The organism is Pseudonocardia hydrocarbonoxydans (assembly GCF_006539565.1).
In the GTDB taxonomy this organism is placed as follows: domain Bacteria; phylum Actinomycetota; class Actinomycetes; order Mycobacteriales; family Pseudonocardiaceae; genus Pseudonocardia; species Pseudonocardia hydrocarbonoxydans.
Genome location: NZ_BJNG01000044.1, coordinates 21,822 through 42,149 on the forward strand (window position 1 = coordinate 21,822; position 20,328 = coordinate 42,149).

19 protein-coding genes are annotated in these 20,328 nt (G+C 73.6%); 8 read left to right on the forward strand and 11 right to left on the reverse strand.

The window, feature by feature from the left end; genetic code table 11:
* Positions 1-50: 50 nt before the first annotated feature.
* A complete protein-coding gene (locus PHY01_RS23220) occupies positions 51-944 on the forward strand; it encodes a DUF2188 domain-containing protein (protein ID WP_141281885.1) in 894 nt (297 codons plus the stop codon).
* A gap of 57 nt (positions 945-1,001) precedes the next feature.
* On the opposite strand, the gene PHY01_RS23225 is transcribed toward PHY01_RS23220, so the two are convergent.
* The 8 genes from PHY01_RS23225 to PHY01_RS23260 form a co-directional block, all read right to left on the reverse strand.
* Positions 1,002-1,574 carry a thymidine kinase gene (locus tag PHY01_RS23225; protein ID WP_141281887.1) on the reverse strand — a complete coding sequence of 191 codons (573 nt, stop codon included), beginning with the start codon at positions 1,572-1,574 and terminating at the stop codon, positions 1,002-1,004.
* A gap of 27 nt (positions 1,575-1,601) precedes the next feature.
* On the reverse strand, positions 1,602-2,468 hold the full coding sequence (locus PHY01_RS23230; protein ID WP_141281889.1) for a beta-keto acid cleavage family enzyme: 867 nt from the start codon (positions 2,466-2,468) through the stop codon (positions 1,602-1,604).
* 7 nt (positions 2,469-2,475) lie between these two features.
* Positions 2,476-3,528: a helix-turn-helix domain-containing protein gene (locus tag PHY01_RS23235; RefSeq protein ID WP_141281891.1), complete on the reverse strand. Its 1,053-nt coding sequence runs from the start codon at positions 3,526-3,528 to the stop codon at positions 2,476-2,478.
* 56 nt (positions 3,529-3,584) lie between these two features.
* A complete protein-coding gene (locus PHY01_RS23240; RefSeq protein ID WP_174824152.1) occupies positions 3,585-4,547 on the reverse strand; it encodes an alpha/beta hydrolase in 963 nt (320 codons plus the stop codon).
* 63 nt (positions 4,548-4,610) lie between these two features.
* Complete coding sequence (locus PHY01_RS23245; protein ID WP_141281893.1) at positions 4,611-5,786, reverse strand: serine hydrolase domain-containing protein; 1,176 nt, start codon at positions 5,784-5,786, stop codon at positions 4,611-4,613.
* A gap of 110 nt (positions 5,787-5,896) precedes the next feature.
* Positions 5,897-7,033 carry an RNA polymerase sigma factor gene (locus PHY01_RS23250; RefSeq protein ID WP_246086102.1) on the reverse strand — a complete coding sequence of 379 codons (1,137 nt, stop codon included), beginning with the start codon at positions 7,031-7,033 and terminating at the stop codon, positions 5,897-5,899.
* Positions 7,033-7,440, reverse strand: a complete 408-nt coding sequence (locus PHY01_RS23255; protein WP_141281897.1) for a YciI family protein — start codon at positions 7,438-7,440, stop codon at positions 7,033-7,035. Before PHY01_RS23255 ends, PHY01_RS23250 begins: the two co-directional genes overlap by 1 nt.
* A gap of 100 nt (positions 7,441-7,540) precedes the next feature.
* Positions 7,541-7,834 (reverse strand): DUF1330 domain-containing protein, encoded by a 294-nt coding sequence (locus tag PHY01_RS23260; RefSeq protein ID WP_141281899.1) that lies wholly within the window; start codon positions 7,832-7,834, stop codon positions 7,541-7,543.
* A 436-nt stretch (positions 7,835-8,270) separates the two neighbouring features.
* Between PHY01_RS23260 and PHY01_RS23265 the strand changes: the two genes are divergently transcribed.
* From PHY01_RS23265 to PHY01_RS26715, 6 genes are read left to right on the forward strand one after another with little or no spacing between them, the layout of a single operon-like run.
* Complete coding sequence (locus tag PHY01_RS23265) at positions 8,271-11,972, forward strand: nitrate reductase subunit alpha (RefSeq protein ID WP_141281901.1); 3,702 nt, start codon at positions 8,271-8,273, stop codon at positions 11,970-11,972.
* Positions 11,973-11,974: 2 nt separating this feature from the next.
* Positions 11,975-13,720, forward strand: coding sequence for a nitrate reductase subunit beta (gene narH, locus PHY01_RS23270; protein WP_141281903.1), 1,746 nt, complete (start codon positions 11,975-11,977; stop codon positions 13,718-13,720).
* Entirely contained in the window at positions 13,717-14,358 is a 642-nt protein-coding gene (gene narJ / locus PHY01_RS23275) for a nitrate reductase molybdenum cofactor assembly chaperone (protein WP_141281905.1), read from the forward strand. The genes narH and narJ overlap by 4 nt, the downstream gene beginning before the upstream one ends.
* Positions 14,355-15,119, forward strand: a complete 765-nt coding sequence (narI, locus tag PHY01_RS23280) for a respiratory nitrate reductase subunit gamma (RefSeq protein WP_141281907.1) — start codon at positions 14,355-14,357, stop codon at positions 15,117-15,119. Before narJ ends, narI begins: the two co-directional genes overlap by 4 nt.
* 8 nt (positions 15,120-15,127) lie before the next feature.
* Entirely contained in the window at positions 15,128-15,499 is a 372-nt protein-coding gene (locus PHY01_RS23285) for a cupin domain-containing protein (protein WP_141281908.1), read from the forward strand.
* Positions 15,496-15,765, forward strand: coding sequence for a hypothetical protein (locus PHY01_RS26715; RefSeq protein ID WP_170183946.1), 270 nt, complete (start codon positions 15,496-15,498; stop codon positions 15,763-15,765). Before PHY01_RS23285 ends, PHY01_RS26715 begins: the two co-directional genes overlap by 4 nt.
* Here PHY01_RS26715 and PHY01_RS23290 read toward each other — a convergent pair.
* The 3 genes from PHY01_RS23290 to PHY01_RS23300 form a co-directional block, all read right to left on the reverse strand.
* Positions 15,762-16,208 carry a pyridoxamine 5'-phosphate oxidase family protein gene (locus tag PHY01_RS23290; RefSeq protein ID WP_218030300.1) on the reverse strand — a complete coding sequence of 149 codons (447 nt, stop codon included), beginning with the start codon at positions 16,206-16,208 and terminating at the stop codon, positions 15,762-15,764. The genes PHY01_RS26715 and PHY01_RS23290 overlap by 4 nt on opposite strands.
* Before the next feature lie 91 nt (positions 16,209-16,299).
* Positions 16,300-17,712 carry an MFS transporter gene (locus PHY01_RS23295; RefSeq protein WP_141281910.1) on the reverse strand — a complete coding sequence of 471 codons (1,413 nt, stop codon included), beginning with the start codon at positions 17,710-17,712 and terminating at the stop codon, positions 16,300-16,302.
* A complete protein-coding gene (locus tag PHY01_RS23300) occupies positions 17,709-19,064 on the reverse strand; it encodes an MFS transporter (RefSeq protein ID WP_141281912.1) in 1,356 nt (451 codons plus the stop codon). The genes PHY01_RS23295 and PHY01_RS23300 overlap by 4 nt, the downstream gene beginning before the upstream one ends.
* A 698-nt stretch (positions 19,065-19,762) precedes the next feature.
* On the opposite strand from PHY01_RS23300, the gene PHY01_RS23305 reads away from it, so the two are divergent.
* Complete coding sequence (locus PHY01_RS23305) at positions 19,763-19,993, forward strand: hypothetical protein (protein WP_141281914.1); 231 nt, start codon at positions 19,763-19,765, stop codon at positions 19,991-19,993.
* Positions 19,994-20,328 lie beyond the last annotated feature (335 nt).

Consider the following 20,328-nt stretch of genomic DNA (forward strand, 5'->3'; position numbering starts at 1 on the left):
AACGGGAATCCCACGTGGTGAGCACCACCCGCCCCGAGAGAGGAACCGGCATGGCCGACCGTCACGTCGTACCCGCAGAGACCGGCTGGCAGGTCGAGAAGACCGGCGCCAAGCGTCCGAGCGCGAAGGCCCCCACCCAGGCCGAGGCGATCACCCGCGCGGTCGAGATCGTCGCCAACGACGGCGGCGGCGACGTCGTCGTGCACGGCACCGACGGAGCCGTCCGCGAGACGCGTCCGGTCGCCGCGGGCGCCGAGGACACCACGGTGCGCGCCGCCGGCACCGCGGCCACCGCCGCCGCGAAGGGTGCCGCCGCCGCCACGGGCAAGGCCGCCGACGCCGCCACGGCCACCGCGGGCACGGTGGCCGACGAGGGCCGCGACGCCGCGGAGAAGACGGGCCGCACGGCCGCCGCCACCGCCGAGAAGACGGGCGGCACCGCCGCCGACGCCGCGGGTGACGTCGCCGACGAGCTCGCCGACGCCGTCAACGGGCGGAAGCGGGCGGGCACCGCCGCGCGGCGCTCCACCGACGCCGTGGCCGACGCCGCCCAGGAGATCGGCGACGACGTGTCCGCCGCCGCCTCCGACGTCGCCGACGACGTGTCGGCCGCGGCCGACCGCGCGCGCACCCGGGTCGAGCGCACCGCCCGCGACGCCGGGGACGCCGTCGTCGACGGGGCCGACCGCGCCGCCGTGGTCGGGCAGGACGCGGGCGAGCGGCTGCAGGACGCCTCGCACCGCGCCGGCACCTTCATCCACTCCATCACCGAGCGGGCGGCGTCGCCCCTGGACTCCGCGGCCCGCGCGCTCAACCCGGTGCGCCTCGCCGGGCGTACCGCGGGCGCCGTCGTCGCGGGCGCCCTGCACGTCGGGGCCGTCGTCACCGCGGGCGGCACCCGCAGCGCCCGCCGGTCGGCCCGCCTCCTGACCGGCCGCCGCTGACCGACGCCGGTCTCGGGGGCTCGCACACGGGCGGGCGGGGTCCCGTGTGCGAGCCCTCTAGCAGAGGTCGAACTCGCGCAGGTAGCAGCCGCCGCACATGGACTCGTAGCCGACGTCGCCGTCGATGGCGACCTGGTCACCGGACTGGGTGAACCGGCCGTCGACCGTGCGGGCGTTGAGGATCGCCTTGCGCCCGCAGCGACAGATCGTCTTGAGCTCCTCGATGGAGTGCGCCAGCTCCATCAGCCGGATGCTGCCCGGGAAGCCGCGGGTGCGGAAGTCGCTGCGCAGCCCGTAGGCGATGACCGGGACGCCGTCCTGCACCGCGAGCCGGAACAGGTCGTCGACCTGCTCGGGGGCCAGGAACTGGGCCTCGTCGACGAGCACGCAGTCGATCCGCGGGTCGCGCCCGTCGAGGATCCGCTCGCGCACCGCGACGTCGGGGCCGGCGACGAGGTCGACGTCGCGGTCGACGCCGATCCGCGACAGCACGGCCGGGCTCTTGGTGTCGACCGCGGGCTTGACGATGAGCACCCGCTGCCCGCGCTCCTCGTAGTTGTGCGCCACCTGGATGAGCGCCGTCGACTTGCCGGAGTTCATCGCGCCGTAGCGGAAGTACAGCTTGGCCACGGGCGGCACGATAACCGGCGCGGCGGATCAGGACGCCGCGCGCACCTGCGCCCCGGTGGCGAGCGTCCCGCCCGCCTCCTCGATCAGCCGGGCCGCCCGCTCGACCAGCGCGGTGTTGCCGCTGGCGCAGCCCAGCGGCGCGTCCTCCAGCCCGACGCGCACGTGCCCGCCCGCCCGCACCGCCGCCCCGATCAGCGGCTCGACGTCCACCCCGAGCCCGGCGACCATCCACGGGGCGGCCGGTGCCTCCTCGCGCAGCAGCCGCAGGTAGGCCTGCAGCGCCCACTCCGCCGGCGGCAGGCCGAAGGTGAACTGCTCGGTGAACATGAACCGGTAGACCGGCTGCGGCACCCCCGGCGACGCGCGGTGCAGCGCGGCGCCCAGCCGCAGGAACCCGGGCTCGTAGATCGCGTAGGACGGGGTCATGCGGTGGGCGGCGGCCAGCGCCAGCCCGTACCGCACGTGCGACTCCGGGTTGGCGTAGACGAAGCCCTCGCGGCCGGCGGCGACGTCGTCGGCGAGGGAGATGTTGACCGACCCCGGGTCGACCACCGACCACTCGATCAGCCCCGCGGCCAGCAGCTTCTCCACCGCGGCGAACCGCGCGGCCGGTGTCATCGGCTCCGCGGCGTCGCCGCTGCCGGCGAACGGGATCGTCGGGCAGCACACGACGTCGGCCACCGCGCGGATGCGCTCGATCACCGGCGCGTAGATCTCGTAGGAGTCGCGCTGGCGGCCCGTGCGCTCGTCGTAGGCGTGGAAGTGGATCACCGCGGCGCCCGCGTCGGCCGCGGCCAGCGCGTCGGCGACGATCTCGTCGGCCGTGACGGGGATGCCGGGCTGGCGCGCGCGGCCCCACGGGCCGTTCAGGGCGGCCTCGAGCCAGACGTCCACGGGCACCTCAGCCGACGGCGGGGGCCGGGTGGGTGGGCGCGGGCAGGTCGAGCACGCGGGAGTTGCGCAGCCGCCAGACCAGGTAGGCGATGCCCAGACGGGTGCGGCCGATGCCGTCCTCGAACGGGTCGAACCCGACCGCCTCGGTGACGCCGTCGAGCCGCGTCTGCAGCGTGCTGTGGTGCACCCCGGCCAGGCGCGCGGCCTGGCGGACCGAACCCGCGCGGACCAGCGCGTCGAGGGTGGCCGGTCCCCAGCCGTGGGCCATGACGTCGTCGAGGGAGTCGACGTCGGGCAGGTCGGCGTCGATCGGGGTGTCGGCGAGCAGTCCGACCAGCCCGCCGTAGTCGTCGGCCAGCACCGACGGCGTGGCGGGCGGCGCGCACAGCCGCAGCGCGACGACGGCGGTGCGGAAGGAGCGGTGCAGGTGCTCGACGGGCGCGGCGAGGCCGGTGCCCGACGGGGCGGCGGCCACCGGCGGGTGGTCGTGCGGCACCACCAGGGCGTGGATCGGCCCGTACGGCGTGGGGATGACGTCCTCGGCGCCCGTCGGGTGGTCGTCCCACACGGCGAACAGCGGCGCCGCGACGACGCGGTAGCGCGTCGGCCCGGTGAGGCCGAGGCGGGCGGCGGCGGTGCGGCGGTCCTCGACCGGCACCGCCGGGTCGAGCAGCAGGCCCAGCTCGCGGCGGTTGTCGGACTCCCGCCTGCCCCGCCCGTGCCGGATGCGGACGGCGAGCGCGAGCCGCTCCAGGATGATCGTGTCGTTGACGCGGGCCGGGCCGTCGCGCTCGATCCACACCGTCAGCCCGTCGCAGGTGATGGACGACGCCGCGGGCTCGCCCGGGTCGGCGAGCTCACCGCGGGGCGTGACGCGCAGCGTGCGCGGCGGATGGTCCTGGCGGAACCCGGCATGGCACCCGGCCAGCGACGCGGCCGCGCTGAGCAGGCCGCGGGTGTTGACGTTGCCGACGATCAGCTCGTCGAAGCAGGCGATGACGCGCAGGCTCAGGCTGGCCTGGGGGTCGAGCGCGGCGATCCGGCCGAGGAGCTCCTGCACGTCACCCTCCTCGCCGACCGGTGCCCCGAGTGTAGTGGTGCCGGTCACCCCGCGCGTCAGTCGGCGAGGATCTTCTCGACCCACGCGTCGCGGGTGCGGATCATCCCGCGGGCGAGCACGGTGTGCGGCGCGAAGATGTCGAAGGCGTGGAACCCGCCCGCCCAGACGTGCAGCTCGGCGTCACCGCCGCAGGCCCAGATCCGGTCGGCGTAGGCGATCGACTCGTCGCGGAAGATCTCCGCCGCACCGACGTCGATGAACGCGGGCGGCAGCCGGGACAGGTCGGTGGCCCGCGCGGGAGCGGCGTACGGGGAGACGTCCGGTCCCCCGCGCGCGGCGCCGAGCAGGGCGGTCCAGCCGGTCTCGTTGCTGATCCGGTCCCAGACGCCGACGCCGTCGAACTGCGCGGTGGACGGGGTGACCCCGCGGTCGTCGAGCATCGGGTAGTCGAGCACCTGCCCGCACAGCGCGGGCCCGCCGCGGTCGCGGGCGGCCAGCGCCATCCCGGCGGCCAGTCCCCCGCCGGAGCTCGCGCCGGCGACCATCAGCCGGTCGCGCCGGATGCCCAGCCGCCCGGCCTGCGCCGCCGTCCACTCCAGCGCCGCGTAGCAGTCCTCCCGCGGGAAGGGGTCGCCGAACTCCGGCGCCAGCCGGTACTCGACGGCGACCAGCACGGCCCCGAGCTGGTCGACCCAGTCGAGCACGAGGTCGGCGCCGCTGAACCGGTCGCCGAACATCAGCCCGCCGGAGTGCACGAACAGCACGCCGGGACGCGGGCCCGAGGCTCCGGCCGGGCGCAGCACCGACACCCCGACCGGGTCGCCGCGGTGGCCCGCGATGGTGTGCTCGCTGCGCTCGATCGCCCGGCCGCGCAGGGTGTCCTCGATCGGCGGCGAGGCGTAGGACCGGCGCATGAACGCGATGAGGTCCGGGGTGATGGTCGGCGGGAACACCCCGCCGACGACGGCGAGCCCCGCCTTGAGCTCCGGGTCGAAGTCGGGTCGGGCCACACTCGTCACGGGCGTTCTCCCTGCGATGGAGCGCCCGCCGTGGCACCCGGTGGTGCCACGGCGGGCGGGGGTCTACAGCGACGCGTAGAGCGCGGTCTCGAAGTCCCCGTACAGCTTCCACGCCTCGTGCTCGGTGATGAACGGCAGCGAGTTCGTGTAGATCGACGCGCAGATCCCGGTCGAGCGGTCGACGAAGAAGTGCGTGTTGAACAGCCCGGCCCAGGCCCCGCTGCCCGCCCTGCGGCGGCCGGGGATGTCCTGGGTGTTGATCATGAGGCCGTAGCCCCACTTCCAGCCCGGGCCGGCGTGCAGCGTGTCGGTGATCGGCGGGTCGGCCGTGACGATCTCGGTCGGGAAGTCGAGGTCGCCGATCTGGTTGCTGAACGCCGCGTCCACGGTGTCCTGGTGGAGAATGCGCTGCCCGTCCAGCTCGCCGCCGCGCAGCAGCGCCCGCTCGAAGCGGATGTAGTCGCGCGGGGTCGAGTAGAGGCCGTGGCCGCCCGCCCACCAGTCGGGCTCCTGGTTGAGGATCTCCCCGGCCGAGGTCCAGTTCCCGTCCTCGCCCTTGACGTGCACCGTCACCGCGTTGGCGGTGCGCCCGGAGTCGAGGCGGAACATCGTGTCGTCCATCCCGAGCGGGCCGGTGATGCCCTCCTTGACCACGACGTCGAGGGTCTTCCCGGCGACGGCCTCGACGACCCGGCCCAGCCAGTCGGTGTTGATGCCGTAGTTGTAGGTGGTGCCCGGGTCGTGCAGCAGCGGCGCCCCGAAGGCCTCCTTCTTGCCCGGGACGACGTTCGGCACGCCGGTGGCGGCCTCGTAGCGGACGAGCTCCTCGTTCCAGAACCAGTAGCCCAGGCCCGAGGTGTGGGTGACGAGCTGGTGCACCGTGGCCTTCGACGCGGGCTCGCGCAGGCGGGGCTTGTCGCCGTCCCAGCCGTCGAGGACCTTGACCTGCGCGAAGTCCGGGCAGTACTCCTCGACGGGGGCGTCGAAGTCGAGCTCGCCGCGTTCCTTCTGCTGCAGGGCCGCGGCCGTGCACACCATCTTGGTCATCGACATGATCCGGAACTGGGTCGAGGTCGTCACCGGGTCGTCGCTCTCCCCGGCGACCCGCACCCCGGCCCCGCCCTCGTAGATGATCCCGTCGCGGTCGGCGGCGATGGCGGCGACGTGCGGCACCGCGCCCGCGGCGACCGCGTCGCCCAGGACCTTGTCGATGGCGCTTCCGTCGATGGCAGAACCCATGCTGACCTCCGTTGGTCGTCGTGTCCCCGCATCGTCGCGTGTCCGGCCCCGCCGCCACACCGACGAGCAGGCGCAGCCTCCGGTGTGACACCCGCCATGTGGCGGGTCGGCTACCCGCGTCCGCCGATCCGCGCGGCCCGGCGGGCGAGGTGGTGGCGCTCGGCGAGGTTCGGGGCGAGCCGGGCGGCGTCGGCGTAGAGGCGGGCCGCGGTCGCCCGGTCGCCCGCCTTCTCGTGCAGGTGGGCCGACGCCGCCGTGTAGCGCGGCACGCCCGGGTCCACCTGCGACAGGGCCGCGAGACCGGCCGCGGCACCGTCGGCCTCCCCGACCGCGACGGCCCGGTTGAGCGCCGCGACCGGGCTGCCGGTGAGCCGGACCAGCTCGTCGTACCAGCCGACGATCTGCGGCCAGTCGGTCTCCTCGGCGCGCTGCGCGTCGGCGTGCAGGGCCGCGATGGCGGCCTGGGCCTGGAACTCCCCGAGCCGGTCGCGGGCCAGCGCCGCCTGCAGGACGACGACGCCCTCGGCGATCAGCGCGGTGTCCCACCGGGAGCGGTCCTGCTCGGGCAGGGGGACGAGGGTCCCGTCGGGGCGGGTCCGCGCCGCGCGCCGCGCGTGGTGCAGCAGCATCAGCGCCAGCAGCCCCGCGGTCTCCGGGTCGTCGGTCCGCGACGCCAGCTCGCGGGTGAGCCGGATGGCCTCGGCGGCCAGGTCGACGTCGCCGGTGTAGCCCTCGTTGAACACCAGGTACAGCACGCGGCGCACGGTGGCCGCGTCGCCGGGGCGGTCGAACCGCACGTCGCGGACGGTGCGCTTGGCCCGGCTGATCCGCTGCGCCATCGTCGCCTCCGGCACGAGGTAGGCCGACGCGATCTGCCGGGTCGTCAGGCCGCCGACGGCGCGCAGCGTCAGCGCCACCGCCGACGACGGGCTCAGCGACGGGTGGGCGCACAGGAAGAACATCGCCAGCGTGTCGTCGACGGCCGCGGCCGGGCCGGGCGGCGGCTCGGCGTCGACCCGCTCCTCCCGCTCGCGGCGCGAGACCTCCGAGCGGTGGGCGTCGACGGCCCTGCGCCACGCCACCGTGACCAGCCAGCCCTTCGGGTCGTCCGGCGGCCGATCCGGCCAGGTCGTCGCGGCCGCCACGAGCGCCTCCTGCACGGCGTCCTCGGCCGCCGCGAAGTCGACCCCGCGACGGACGAGGACCCCGGTGACCGCGGGCGTGAGCTCCCGCAGCAGCGCCTCCACTACTCGGTGACCGTGGGCGGCGTGCCCAGGAACGGGCGCAGCTCGAGCCACTCGTGGATCGGCTTCCCGCCCGCACCGGGGGCCGCCGACAGCTCCCCGGCGAGCTCCAACGCCCGCTCGTAGGTGTCGACGTCGATCACCATCCAGCCGGCGATCAGGTCCTTGGTCTCCGCGAACGGCCCGTCGGTGACGGGCGGGCGCCCCTCCCCGTCGTAGCGGACGAACGTGCCCTCGGGGGAGAGCGCCTGTCCGTCGACGTACTCGCCGGTGCCCTCCAGCCGGGTCGCGAAGTCGGACATGTAGCGGACGTGGTCCTGGATCTCCTGGGGGGTCCAGCGCTCCATCGGCACGTCGTTGACGGCCTCGGGGGCTCCGCGGTAGTGCTTGAGCAGCAGGTACTTGGCCATGTCGGCTCCTTCGTCGGTGCGGCCCCGGTGGCCGCCTCCGACCCTGGGACGGAGCCGCCGCGGCGTTCTCGACATCGTCTCCGACGCAGTCGTACCGGGTTCAGCCCTCGACCGCAGCCAGGACCCGGATGTCGCGCTCCGCGGCGTCGCCGAGCACGGCGAGCGCGTGCTGGTAGGCCGGGCTGCGGTAGGCCGCCAGCGCGGCGTCGGCGTCGGCGAAGCGGATGACGGTGGTGCGCAGGCCGGCGTTGCCCTCCAGCACGTGGACGGGGTTGCCGCGGGCCAGGAACTCACCGCCCGCGGCACGCATGGCCGGGCCCGCCAGCTCGACGTAGCGGGCGAGGCGCTCCTCGTCGTGGATCGCGGTGAACGTGTTGACCCAGTAGGCGGTCATTCGGGGTCCTCCGTCCCCGCGGCGCGGGGGTAGCGGGTGTGGGGACACCATCATGGACGGCGTCCCGGGCGGTACACCCGCGCCGCGGTCCCTCAGCCCACCGGGTGGCGATCGTGAACGGGCCGGTGATCCCGCCGTCGACGGGCAGGGCGACGCCGGTCGTCGACGCAGCTCAGGACACTGGATGACATACGGCGCCGAGGCCCTCTGACCGGCCGGCGCCGGCCAGGATGGCCTGCTCGATGCAGGCGTCCTCGCCCCCCGGTGCCCTGGAGTTCGCCGCGCGTCCGCATCAGCCGCCTGTGCGACCTGACCGCAGCGTCCGTACGTCACCGAAGCACGCGGGACCTCCGACCCCGCGTCCGGGACCTTCGCCCCCTCCGTGGCCCGCAGCCGGTCATGAGAATGTCCGGGGGACACCACGAGGGGGACATGGATGGCGATCGACGCCGGGCGAGGGTCGACAGGGACGGACGGGCCGGCGGCCGATGCGCTGTTGCGTACGGGCCGGTTCTTCACCCGAAGGGAGACCTCGCCGGACCTGCGGGCGGTGTTCAAGGAGGGCGGGCGCGACGGTGACGTGTTCTACCGGGACCGCTGGAGCCACGACAAGGTGGTGCGCTCCACGCACGGGGTGAACTGCACCGGGTCGTGCTCGTGGAAGGTCTACGTCAAGGACGGGATCATCACCTGGGAGTCCCAGCAGACCGACTACCCGTCGGTGGGCCCGGACTCCCCGGAGTACGAGCCGCGCGGCTGCCCGCGGGGGGCGGCGTTCTCCTGGTACACCTACTCCCCGACCCGGATCCGCTACCCCTACGCCCGCGGTGTGCTCGTCGACAACTACCGCGCGGCGAGGGCCCGCCTGGGCGACCCGGTGCTCGCCTGGGCCGAGGTGGTGTCCGACCCGGAGAAGCGCCGCAGCTACCAGCGGGCCCGGGGCAAGGGCGGGCACGTGCGGGTGTCGTGGGACGAGGCGGTGGAGATGGTCGCCGCCGCGCACGTGCACACGGCCAAGGTGCACGGGCCCGACCGGATCGCGGGCTTCTCCCCCATCCCGGCGATGTCGATGGTCAGCCACGCGGCCGGCTCGCGGTTCATCGAGCTGGTCGGGGGCGCCATGACCTCGTTCTACGACTGGTACGCCGACCTGCCGGTGGCGTCCCCGCAGGTCTTCGGCGACCAGACCGACGTCCCGGAGTCCGGGGACTGGTGGAACGCCTCCTACCTGCTCATGTGGGGCTCGAACGTGCCGGTCACCCGCACCCCCGACGCGCACTGGATGGCCGAGGCCCGCTACAAGGGCCAGAAGGTCGTGGTGGTCTCCCCCGACTACGCCGACAACACCACGTTCGCCGACACGTGGCTGCCCGCGCAGCCGGGCACCGACGGCGCCATGGCGATGGCCATGGGGCACGTGATGCTGAAGGAGTTCTTCGTCGACCGGCGGGTGCCGTTCTTCGTCGACTACGTGCAGCGCCACACCGACCTGCCGTTCCTGGTGACGCTCCAGGAGCGGGACGGCGCCCACGTTCCGGGCAAGTTCCTCACCGCCGCCGACCTGGGCGACGACGGCGAGGGCGCGCAGTGGAAGACCGTGCTCGTCGACGGGCGCACCGGCGAGCCGGTCGTGCCGAACGGGTCGCTGGGGTTCCGGTACACCCCCTCCGGGACCGGGCGCTGGAACCTCGACCTGGACGGCGTCGCGCCGCAGCTGAGCCTGCTCGGCGGGGAGACCGCCGAGGTACTGCTCCCCCGCTTCGACGCCGTCGACGGCACGGGGGGCGTGCTGCGCCGCGGGGTGCCGGTCCGCCGGGTCGCCGGCAAGCTCGTGACCACCGTGTTCGACCTGATGCTCGCCCAGTACGGGGTGCACCGCGACGGCCTGCCCGGCACCTGGCCCACCGGCTACGACGACGCCGCCGAGCCCTACACCCCGGCCTGGCAGGAGGCGATCACCTCGGTGCCGGCCGGGCAGGTCACGCGGGTGGCGCGGGAGATGGCCCGCAACTCCGAGGAGTCCGGCGGCAAGACCATGATCATCATGGGGGCGGGGATCTGCCAGTGGTTCCACGGCGACGCCACCTACCGGGCGATCCTGTCGCTGCTGCTGCTCACCGGGTCGATGGGGCGCAACGGCGGCGGCTGGGCGCACTACGTCGGCCAGGAGAAGTGCCGCCCGGTCACCGGCTGGGCCACGATGGCGATGGCGACCGACTGGCAGCGCCCGCCGCGCCAGATGATCGGCACGGCCTACTGGTACACCCACACCGACCAGTGGCGCTACGACGGCTACCGCGCCGACGCGCTGGCCTCTCCGCTCGCCGAAGGTCGGCTCGCCGGGATGCACACGATCGACACGATCGCGCTCTCGGCGCGGCTGGGCTGGATGCCGTCCTACCCGCAGTTCGACCGCAACCCGCTCGACGTCGCGGACGAGGCGCTGGCCGCGGGCGGCGACGTCGCCGCGTACGTCGCGGGGAAGCTGCGCGACGGGGAGCTGCGCTTCGCCATCGACGACCCGGACGCCCCGGAGAACTGGCCGCGCTGCCTGACGCTGTGGCGGGCGAACCTGCTCGGCTCCTCGGCCAAGGGCGACGAGTACTTCCTCAAGCACCTGCTCGGCACCCACAACAACCTGATGGCCGAGCAGACCCCGCCGGACGCCCGGCCCCGCGACGTGACCTGGCGCGAGGAGGAGCCGCCGGAGGGCAAGCTCGATCTGCTGCTGGCGCTGGACTTCCGGATGACGAGCTCCACCCTGCTCGCCGACGTCGTACTGCCCGCCGCCACCTGGTACGAGAAGCACGACCTCAACACCACCGACATGCACCCCTTCGTGCACGCCTTCACCCCGGCGATCGACCCGCCGTTCGAGACGCGCACCGACTTCGACGCCTTCCACGCGATCGGCCGCCGCTTCAGCGAGCTCGCCCGCACCCACCTGGGCGTCCGGCACGACGTCGTCGCCGTCCCGCTGCAGCACGACACCCCGGGCGAGACCGCCCAGCCCGGCGGCCGCGTGCTCGACTGGCGGGCCGGCGAGTGCGAGCCGGTGCCGGGCCGGACCATGCCGAACTTCGTCGTCGTCGAACGGGACTACGCGGCCGTCGCCGAGAAGATGGCGAGCCTCGGGCCCCTGGTCGACCGGCTCGGCATGACGACGAAGGCGGTGACCTACCACCCGGACGAGGAGGTCGCCCACCTGGCCGCGAAGAACGGGGTGATGCTCGGCGGCGCCGGGGACGGGCGCCCGGCGCTCGACACCGACGCGAAGATGGCCGAGGCGATCCTCGCGCTGTCCGCGACCACCAACGGCCGGCTGGCCGTGCAGGGGTTCCGCGAGCTGGAGCTCCGCACGGGCACCCCTCTGGCCGACCTGGCGGAGGGCAGCGAGGAGAAGCGCATCTCGTTCGCCGACACCCAGGCGCGGCCGGTGCCGGTGATCACGAGCCCGGAGTGGTCGGGCAGCGAGACCGGCGGGCGGCGCTACGCCCCGTTCACCGTCAACGTCGAGCGGTCCAAGCCCTGGCACACCCTCACCGGGCGGATGCACTTCCTGCTCGACCACGACTGGATGCACGAGTTCGGCGAGACGCTCCCGGTCTACCGGGCCCCGCTGAACATGCACCGGCTCTTCGGCGAGCCCGAGCCCGGAGAGGTCGCCGCGGACGGCGCGTCGGTGGCGGTGCGCTACCTGACCCCGCACTCGAAGTGGTCGATCCACTCGGAGTACCAGGACAACCTGTTCATGCTCTCGCTCTCGCGCGGCGGGCCGGTGGTCTGGATGAGCCAGGAGGACGCCGCCTCGATCGGCGTGCGCGACAACGACTGGGTCGAGCTGGTCAACCGCAACGGCGTGCTCGTCATCCGGGCGATCGTGACCCACCGGATGCGGCCCGGCGCGGTGTTCGTCTACCACGCCCAGGAGCGGGTGGTGAACGTGCCGCGCTCGGAGACGACCGGCCGCCGCGGCGGGATCCACAACTCGGCGACCCGGATCCTGGTGAAGCCCACGCACCTCGTCGGCGGCTACGCCCAGCTGTCCTTCGCCTTCAACTACCTCGGCCCGACCGGGAACCAGCGCGACGAGGTGACCGTGGTGCGTCGCCGCCGCTCGCAGAAGGTGGAGTACTGACGATGAAGGTCATGGCCCAGATGGGCATGGTGATGAACCTCGACAAGTGCATCGGGTGCCACACCTGCTCGGTCACCTGCAAGCAGGCGTGGACCAACCGCAGCGGCGTCGAGTACGTGTGGTTCAACAACGTGGAGACCCGGCCCGGGCAGGGCTACCCGCGGCGCTACCAGGACCAGGAGCAGTGGAAGGGCGGCTGGGTGCGCAACCGGCGCGGCCGCCTCGCGCTCAAGGCGGGCGGCCGCTGGCGCAAGCTGCTGACGATCTTCGCCAACCCGGTGCTGCCCAACATCCGCGACTACTACGAGCCGTGGACCTACGACTACGAGACGCTCACCGACGCCCCGCTGGGCGACGACTTCCCGGTCGCGCAGCCCACGTCGCTGATCTCCGGGCAGTCGATGGCCGTGGAGTGGAGCGCGAACTGGGACGACGACCTCGGCGGCGGCCCCGAGATCGGCCCGCGCGACCCGATCGTGGAACGGGTCCGGCGGGAGTCGGAGGACAAGGTCAGGTTCGACTTCGAGCGGGCCTTCATGTTCTACCTGCCCCGGATCTGCGAGCACTGCCTTAACCCGTCCTGCGTGGCGTCGTGCCCGTCGGGGGCGATGTACAAGCGCGCCGAGGACGGCATCGTGCTGGTCGACCAGGACCAGTGCCGCGGCTGGCGGATGTGCGTCACCGGCTGCCCGTACAAGAAGGTCTACTTCAACCACCGCACCGGCAAGGCCGAGAAGTGCACGTTCTGCTACCCGCGCGTCGAGGTCGGGTTGCCCACCGTGTGCAGCGAGACCTGCGTGGGGCGGCTGCGCTACATCGGGCTGTTCCTCTACGACGCCGACCGGGTCACCGAGGCGGCGTCGGTGGCCGACGAGCACGACCTGTACGCAGCGCAGCTCGACCTGCTGCTCGACCCGCACGACCCCGCGGTGATCGCGGCCGCGCGCCGCGAGGGCATCGCCGAGGACTGGCTGGAGGCGGCGCGGCGCTCCCCGGTGTACAAGCTGGCCAAGACCTACCGGGTGGCGCTGCCGCTGCACCCGGAGTTCCGCACGATGCCGATGGTCTGGTACATCCCCCCGCTGTCCCCGGTGGTCGACCGGCTCACCGAGACCGGGCACGACGGCGAGGACGCCGGCAACCTGTTCGGGGCGATCGACGCCCTGCGCATCCCGGTGGAGTACCTGGCCGAGCTGTTCACCGCGGGCGACCCCGAGCCGGTGCGCGGGGTGCTGCAGAAGCTCGCGGCGATGCGTTCCTACATGCGCGACGTCACCCTGGACCGGCCCCGCGACGAGTCCGCCGCGGCCGCCGTGGGCATGACCGGCGCGGAGATCCTGGAGATGTACCGGCTGCTCGCGATCGCGAAGTACGAGGAGCGCTACGTCATCCCCACCGCCTACGAGGCCCAGGCCCACCACCTCGAGGAGATCGGTTGCAGCCTCGACGTCGACGGCGGGCCGGGGATGGTGGCGGCGAGCGGGCCGTTCGGTGAGGCGTCCGGGCGGGCCACACCGGTGTCGGTCGAGACCTTCCACGCCCTGCGGACCCGCCAGACCAGCGACTCCCTCGCCGATCCCGGGGAGCGCGGGGCGCGGGTCAACCTGCTCAACTGGGACGGCAAGGGCCGCCCACCGGGGATGTTCCCTCCGCCGCGGGAGACCCCGCCGGCGCCGGGGAACCTGACCGCGGGCGGCGGCGGCCCCGAGAGCGCGGTCGGCGCGCCGACCTCGGAGGACCGGCGATGATCCCCGACGCACGCACCCAGGCCACGGTGCTGCAGGCGGCGTCGGTGTGCCTGCAGTACCCCGACGACGGCGTCCTCGCGACGCTGCCGCTGGTCCGCCGCGCCGTCGACTCGCTACCGCCCGGGGTGCCGCGCGAGCGACTCGCGGCGTTCCTCGACCACGCGCAGGCGGTCGCGCCCGGCGAGCTCTGCCGGCACTACGTGAGCGTCTTCGACACCCGGCGGCGGTGCTGCCTGTACCTGACCTGGTGGACCGACGGGGAGACCCGCCGCCGCGGGGCCGCGCTCGCCGCGCTCAAGGCCCGCTACCGGGCGGCCGGGATGGGGTGGGACAGCCCCGAGCTGCCCGACTTCCTGCCCGCCGTGCTGGAGTACGCGGCCACCGCGGACCTCGCCGACGGGCTCGCGCTGCTGCAGGAGCACCGCGCCGGGATCGAGCTGCTGCGCCTGGCCCTGCTCGACGCGGACACCCCGTACGCCGCGGCCGTCGAGGCGGTGTGCGCGCTGCTGCCCGGTCCCTCCCCCGCCGACGTCGCCGCGGCCAAGGCGCTGGCCCGCAACGGCCCGCCCCGCGAGCAGGTCGGCCTCGACCTGCTGCCCTTCCCGACCGCCCGCACCCCCACCGGAGCGCCCCGATGAGCATCCTCGACGTCCTGCTGTGGGGCGTGCTGCCCTACGTCACCATCGCGATCCTCGTGGGCGGTACGGTCTGGCGCTACCGCTACGACAAGTTCGGCTGGACCACACGCAGCTCGGAGCTCCACGAGTCCCGGCTGCTGCGGATCGGCAGCCCGCTGTTCCACTTCGGCCTGCTCGTGGTGATCGTCGGACACGTCATCGGCCTGCTGATCCCGAAGAGCTGGACCGACGCCGCGGGGCTCTCCCAGGACGCCTACCACCTCCAGGCGCTCGTCCTCGGGGCGATCGCCGGGTTCTGCACGCTGGTCGGGGTCGGCATCCTGGTCTACCGCAGGCGCACCACCGGCCCGGTGTTCTCGGCGACCACCAGGAACGACAAGCTGATGTACGCCGTGCTCATCGCGGCCATCGTCGCCGGGCTCGCCACCACCCTGCTCGGCGCGTCGGGCGGGGAGGAGCACAACTACCGGCTCACCGTGTCACCCTGGTTCCGCTCGCTCTTCGTGCTGCAGCCCGACATCGAGGCCATGGCCCGCTCCGGGCTCGCCTTCCAGCTGCACACCCTCATCGGATTGACGCTGTTCGCGATCTGGCCGTTCACCCGGCTGGTGCACGCCTTCACCGCGCCGGTCGGCTACCTGTTCCGCCCCTACATCGTCTACCGGTCCCGCACCGGCGGCCCGGCCAGCCGGGCGCCACGCCGCGGCTGGGAGCGGGTCGGGACGGCACCGGGCGGCTCGTCGGCCCGCCGGGGCCGGTGAGTACGCCGATGGGACGGAAGCTGTCACTGGACGCGCTCGCCCGGGAGCTGTTGGAGGCCGCGGTGCGGGCGCCCGCGGGCCGGGCCGCCCGCACCGCGGTCGGCGGACACGACACCGTGCTGCGCCAGACCCTCGTCGCCCTGTGCGCCGGACAGGAACTCGCCGAGCACGACAACCTGGACGAGGCCACCGTGCAGGTGCTGCACGGCCGGGTGCGCCTGGTCGCGGGCGACACCGAGTGGGAGGGGCGCAGGGGCGACCTGATCGTCGTCCCGCAGGCCCGTCACCGGCTGCAGGCGATCGAGGACGCCACCGTGCTGCTCACCGTAGCGAACCTGCGGGGCCCGGCGCCGACGGGCCGCGTCGCGTCCGGCGGGTGACGCCGCGGCGCCGGCCGGGCCCCGCCGAGATCTTCGGCGCCGTCGCCGGACGGGTGTCGGGCACGGTGGTGCTCGCCGGGCTCCGGCTCGACGCGGTGGAGCGCGCGGAACACGACGCGGCCGATGCCAGGCCGAGCACGAGGGTCACACCGGGCGCCCGGAACTTCCGCGGCGCCACCGGGAAGGAGACCCCGAGCAGGGTGAACGCCACCGCCGCCGCGACGGCCGTCGACGCACCGCCCCCCTACGCCTCGACCATCGGCTAGACCGATGCCGCCGGGGTGCGGACCAGTTCGCGGCCGGTGAGGACCTGCAGGGGGATGCAGACCACGTGGTCCGCGGCCAGGGGTGCCCAGCTGTCCAGGCCCAGGGCGGCCACCTCGGCGAGCCGCCGCGGGTCGACCACCTCGTAGGCCTCGCCGACGCCCAGCACGCTCCACCCGGTCCGCGTCACCGGGTCGATGTCGTCGACTTGGAAGGCGACCACGGCACCGCAGGTGGCAGCGGCGATCTTGCCGGTACTCGCGGTGCGGAACAGCACCTCGTCGCCGTCGAGGACGTAGTTCACGGGCTGCGCGGAGGGCAGTGCGCGGTCGGTGTAGACGACGCGTCCGACCACGCGCCCGTGCAGCATGCGCAGGCACGCGAGACGGTCGAGCGACCGGAACCCGGGTGTGCCGGGCTCGTCGGAGCTGGTGTCGTGATACACGCCACCAGCGTGGCCGGGCTCCGGTGCGGCATGCAGGGCCGGAAGTCCCGGGGGCCGCGGTATCGGTCCTCGGGCCGCAGCGCGGACCGGGTCATGATGGCCTGGGCGCTCCGGGCCGCGCGTAGCGGACCCAGGTCACCGCGATGCACATCATCGCGAACGCCGCGCCGATGTAGTAGAAGGTCTCGGGCTCCATGAGCGTCAGGCCGACGCCGAAGAAGAACGGGCCGAACGCGGCGATCGCGGCCGTCCACCCGATCACTCCGCCTGCCTGGCGACGCTCGAAGATCATGGGCATCTGCTTGAACGTGGAGGCGTTGCCGATCCCGGCGAACAGGAAGATCGCCAGCATGCCCAGCACGAAGCCGGTGAACTCGGACTGCAGCGCGGCCGCGCCGTTCGTGACGTCCGGCGAGAGGGTGGTGCTGGTCCAGATCACCGAGGCCAGGATCCCGACGCCGCTGAGCAGGGTCCACCTCGCCCCGCCGAACCGGTCGGTGAGCGGGCTGAACAGCACGCGCGCGGCCGCACCGACGAGTGGACCGAGGAACGCGAAGGCGACCGGGTCGGGAATGGCGTAGCCCGCGACGAGGACCTGTGTCGTGCCGTCCGCCAGCCGGGTGGCGATCTCGGGGTTCCCGCCGCCGTACAGGTTCTTGATCAGCAGCCCGAACTGGCCGGACAGGCCGGCGAACGTCCCGAAGGTCATGATGTAGAGCAGCGTCATCCACCACGTGTCCTGGTTGCGGAAGATGTCGAACTGCTGGCGGACGCTGGTCTTCACGGGGACGCTCTTGAGCATCGTCCAGGCCAGGACCGCGCCGATCAGCACGAACGGCACGTAGATCCAGGCGGCGTTCTGGTACCAGACGTCCGCGGGTGGCCGGCCGGGGAAGGTCTCGGTCTGCGAGGCACCGAGGAAGCCGACCATCGAGAACCCGACGACCCACGGGGTCACGAACTGCACCAGCGACACGCCGAAGTTGCCGATCCCGGCCTGCAGGCCCAGCGCGGTGCCCTGCAGGCGCCGCGGGAAGAAGTAGGACGTGCTGGGCATGAACCCGGAGAAGGCCCCACCGCCGATGCCGGACATGAACGCGAGCGCCAGCAGCCAGGCGTAGGAGGTGTCCGGGTTCTGCACCGCGATGGCCCAGCCGACCAGGGGCACCAGCAGGAGCAGTGTCGTCAGGGTGACGAGCTTGCGGGTGCCCAGCACCGGGGGCAGCACCATCCAGACCAGCCGCAGGATGCCGGCCGACAACCCGGGCACCGCGACCAGCCAGTAGAGCTGGTTCGTGGTGAGGTCGAAGCCGAGGTTGGTGAGCTTCGGCGCGAGCGCGCTGGCGATGAACCAGGACGCGAACGCGAGCGTGAGGGTGAAGGTCGTGATCGACAGGGTCCGCCAGGCCAGCGCGCGGTCCCAGGTCCGCTCGTCCTCGGGGTCCCAGGCCTGCAGCCACTCGCCGCCGCCGGACCGGGTCCGGGTCGTGGGGTCGGTACTCATCGGGCGGATGCCTCCTGGGCTCGCGGGGTCTCGAAGTGGTCGGCCAGCTCCGGCGCCTGCGTCTGGAGCATCCGGACGACCGTGCGGTGCATCCAGACCGCGCAGACGGCCGTGAGCAGGAACAGGACGAAGAACGTGGCCGAGGGCAGGCCCGTCCAACCGGTCGCGTAGGCGAACAGCGGCGGGAGGAAGAACCCGCCGAGCCCGCCGAGCATGCCGACCAGACCGCCGACCGCGCCGACGTCGTCGGGGAAGTACTCGGGGATGTGCTTGTAGACCGCCGCCTTGCCGATGCCCATCGCGCAGCCGAGCAGGAACACCAGCGCCGTGAACGGCACGACACCGATCTCGTACGGCAGGACCACGCGGCCGCCCGGCTGCACGACGATGTGGCCGTTCGGCATGCTCAGCAGGAACGTCGTCACGAGCATGACGCCGAAGGTCCAGTACATGACGCGGCGGGCGCCGAACCGGTCGGAGAACCAGCCGCCCAGCGGGCGCAGCAGGCTCGCGGGGAAGATGAACAGGGCGGTCAGCAGCGCGGCGACGCCGAGCGAGAGGCCGAAATTCGCGGTGTAGTACTTGGGCAGCCACGCCGCCAGCGCGACGTAGGCGCCGAACACCGCCACGTAGTAGAGGCTGAACCGCCACACCCTCTGCCGACGCAGCGGGAAGAGCTCCTGGCGCAGGGTCCGGCCGCGGCCCGGCGTGCGGTCCCGGCGCGGGGTCAGCGTCCACAGCAGCACCGCCACCACGAGCAGGAGTAGCGCGTAGAGCACCGGCACCACCCGCCAGCCGCCCTGGACGACCCCGAAGTAGGTGCTGCCGGCCGTCGCGGCGATCAGCGCGGGACCGATGAACTTGGTGACCGACGCCCCGACGTTGCCCGCGCCGAAGACGCCGAGGGCGAACCCCTGTCGCTCCCGGGGATACCAGGCGGAGTTCCAGGCGATCCCGGCCGAGAAGCTGTTGCCGGCGAACCCGACGAGGAACGCGAGCAGGAGCAGCATCCCGTAGCTCCCGGCCAGGGAGACGAGAAGTGCGAAGACCGCCGTCGTCACGAGCATCGCGGTGAACACGACCCGACCGCCGAGACGGTCGGCCGCGATCCCGGCCGGCAGTCGCCACAGCGAGCCGTTGAGGATCGCCACCGCGGACAGCCAGGACAGTTGCACGTCGGTGAGCCCGAACTCCTGCTGGATCGGAATTCCCAGCACACCGAACATGAGCCACGCCGCGAACATGAGGGTGAAGGCGACCGTGGAGAGAAGGAGTACCCGCCGAGCCTCATTCGGCTCGGCGACTCGTTCGTTGACAGCAGCGACCGGCGCTGGGCCCAGTCCTGTGGACATCGGTCTCTCCGGTGGCGTTCGGTGGCGGGCCCGGCGGGACCGTCGTCGCGGTCCTGATGGTCCGCGGCGGACCGATCACGAGGGCAGAGGACCAACGACCCCCGCAACCGCCCGAACGTCACACATGCCCCGTGCCGGACGTGCACCACACGACCGACCGTCGCCGTACGCGAGCCTCCGCGTCGGCGTCGGCGTCGTCCGGACACTCCTCCTCGCAGGCGGGACGCCCCGCATCCGGGGCGGGTACGCGGGGGATGACGGCGTCCGCCGCACCGGGCCCCGGCCCGCCAGGCCCACCGGGACCCGCGGGATCGGGCCTGACGGGCGGACGCGTCGTCGGTGCGCAGCGCCCGATCCTGACCTCTGCCGAGATCGCGACCCAGCGATCGACGAACCTGAGGAGCGGGACATGTCGGTTGCCGGGCCCGACGTGGCCATGACGGCGTCGACGACCACCGCCGCACGCGGTCGTCCTCGTGGAGGGCGCGGCGACGGCGACCGGGGACCCCGGCGAACCGGCCCGCAACGCCGCGCGCCACGGCGTTCGGGAACGCGCGGCCGGGTACGGCGCGCTCCCCGCCCGAGAGCTCGTGATCCGTGCCCGGACCACTCCGGAGCCCGTCTCCCCACGGGAGCAGGTGTCGGAGCCGGCGACGGCGCACGCTGCGCCGGGCGAGTCAACCCGTGTGGAGGAAGTCATGAGCGCGCACCCGCTCGACCAGGAGTCCAGGGCGCGGCTGCGCAGCGCCGCCCACCGGGTGACCCGCATCTACCCGGGACCGGTCGGCGAGCTGCTGGAACGGGAGCTCCGGACCTGGGAGGAGTTCGGATTCCGGTTCGGCAGCGCCGGGCTCGTCGCCGCGCTGGTCGATCACGTCCTCCGGACGCCGATCGGGCAGCACGATCCCGTCCGCCCGGACGCCGCATGACCGGGCCGGAGCGGCCCGGCCGACGACCCGGGCGACCGGACGCGACACGGGCGGCGCGGCTGCGGGACAGGGGTGCGCGGAACGAGCTGTTGGCCGCTCTGACATCCGGGCCCGCCTCGGGCGGCAACGGGTTCCGCGAGGGCGCACGGGACGCGCTCCGGTGGCTCGTCGAGCGCGGCCCCGGTCCGTTGACCGGCGCCGCGGGTGGCGCCCCCGTCACGGCCACCGCGGTGGTCCGCGAGCTGGCGGCGGCCCAGGAGCTCGCGTACGGGCCGCCGTCACCCGGCCGGGACTACGCCGCCGGCCTCGAGCACGCCCTGATGTGGGCCTGTCTC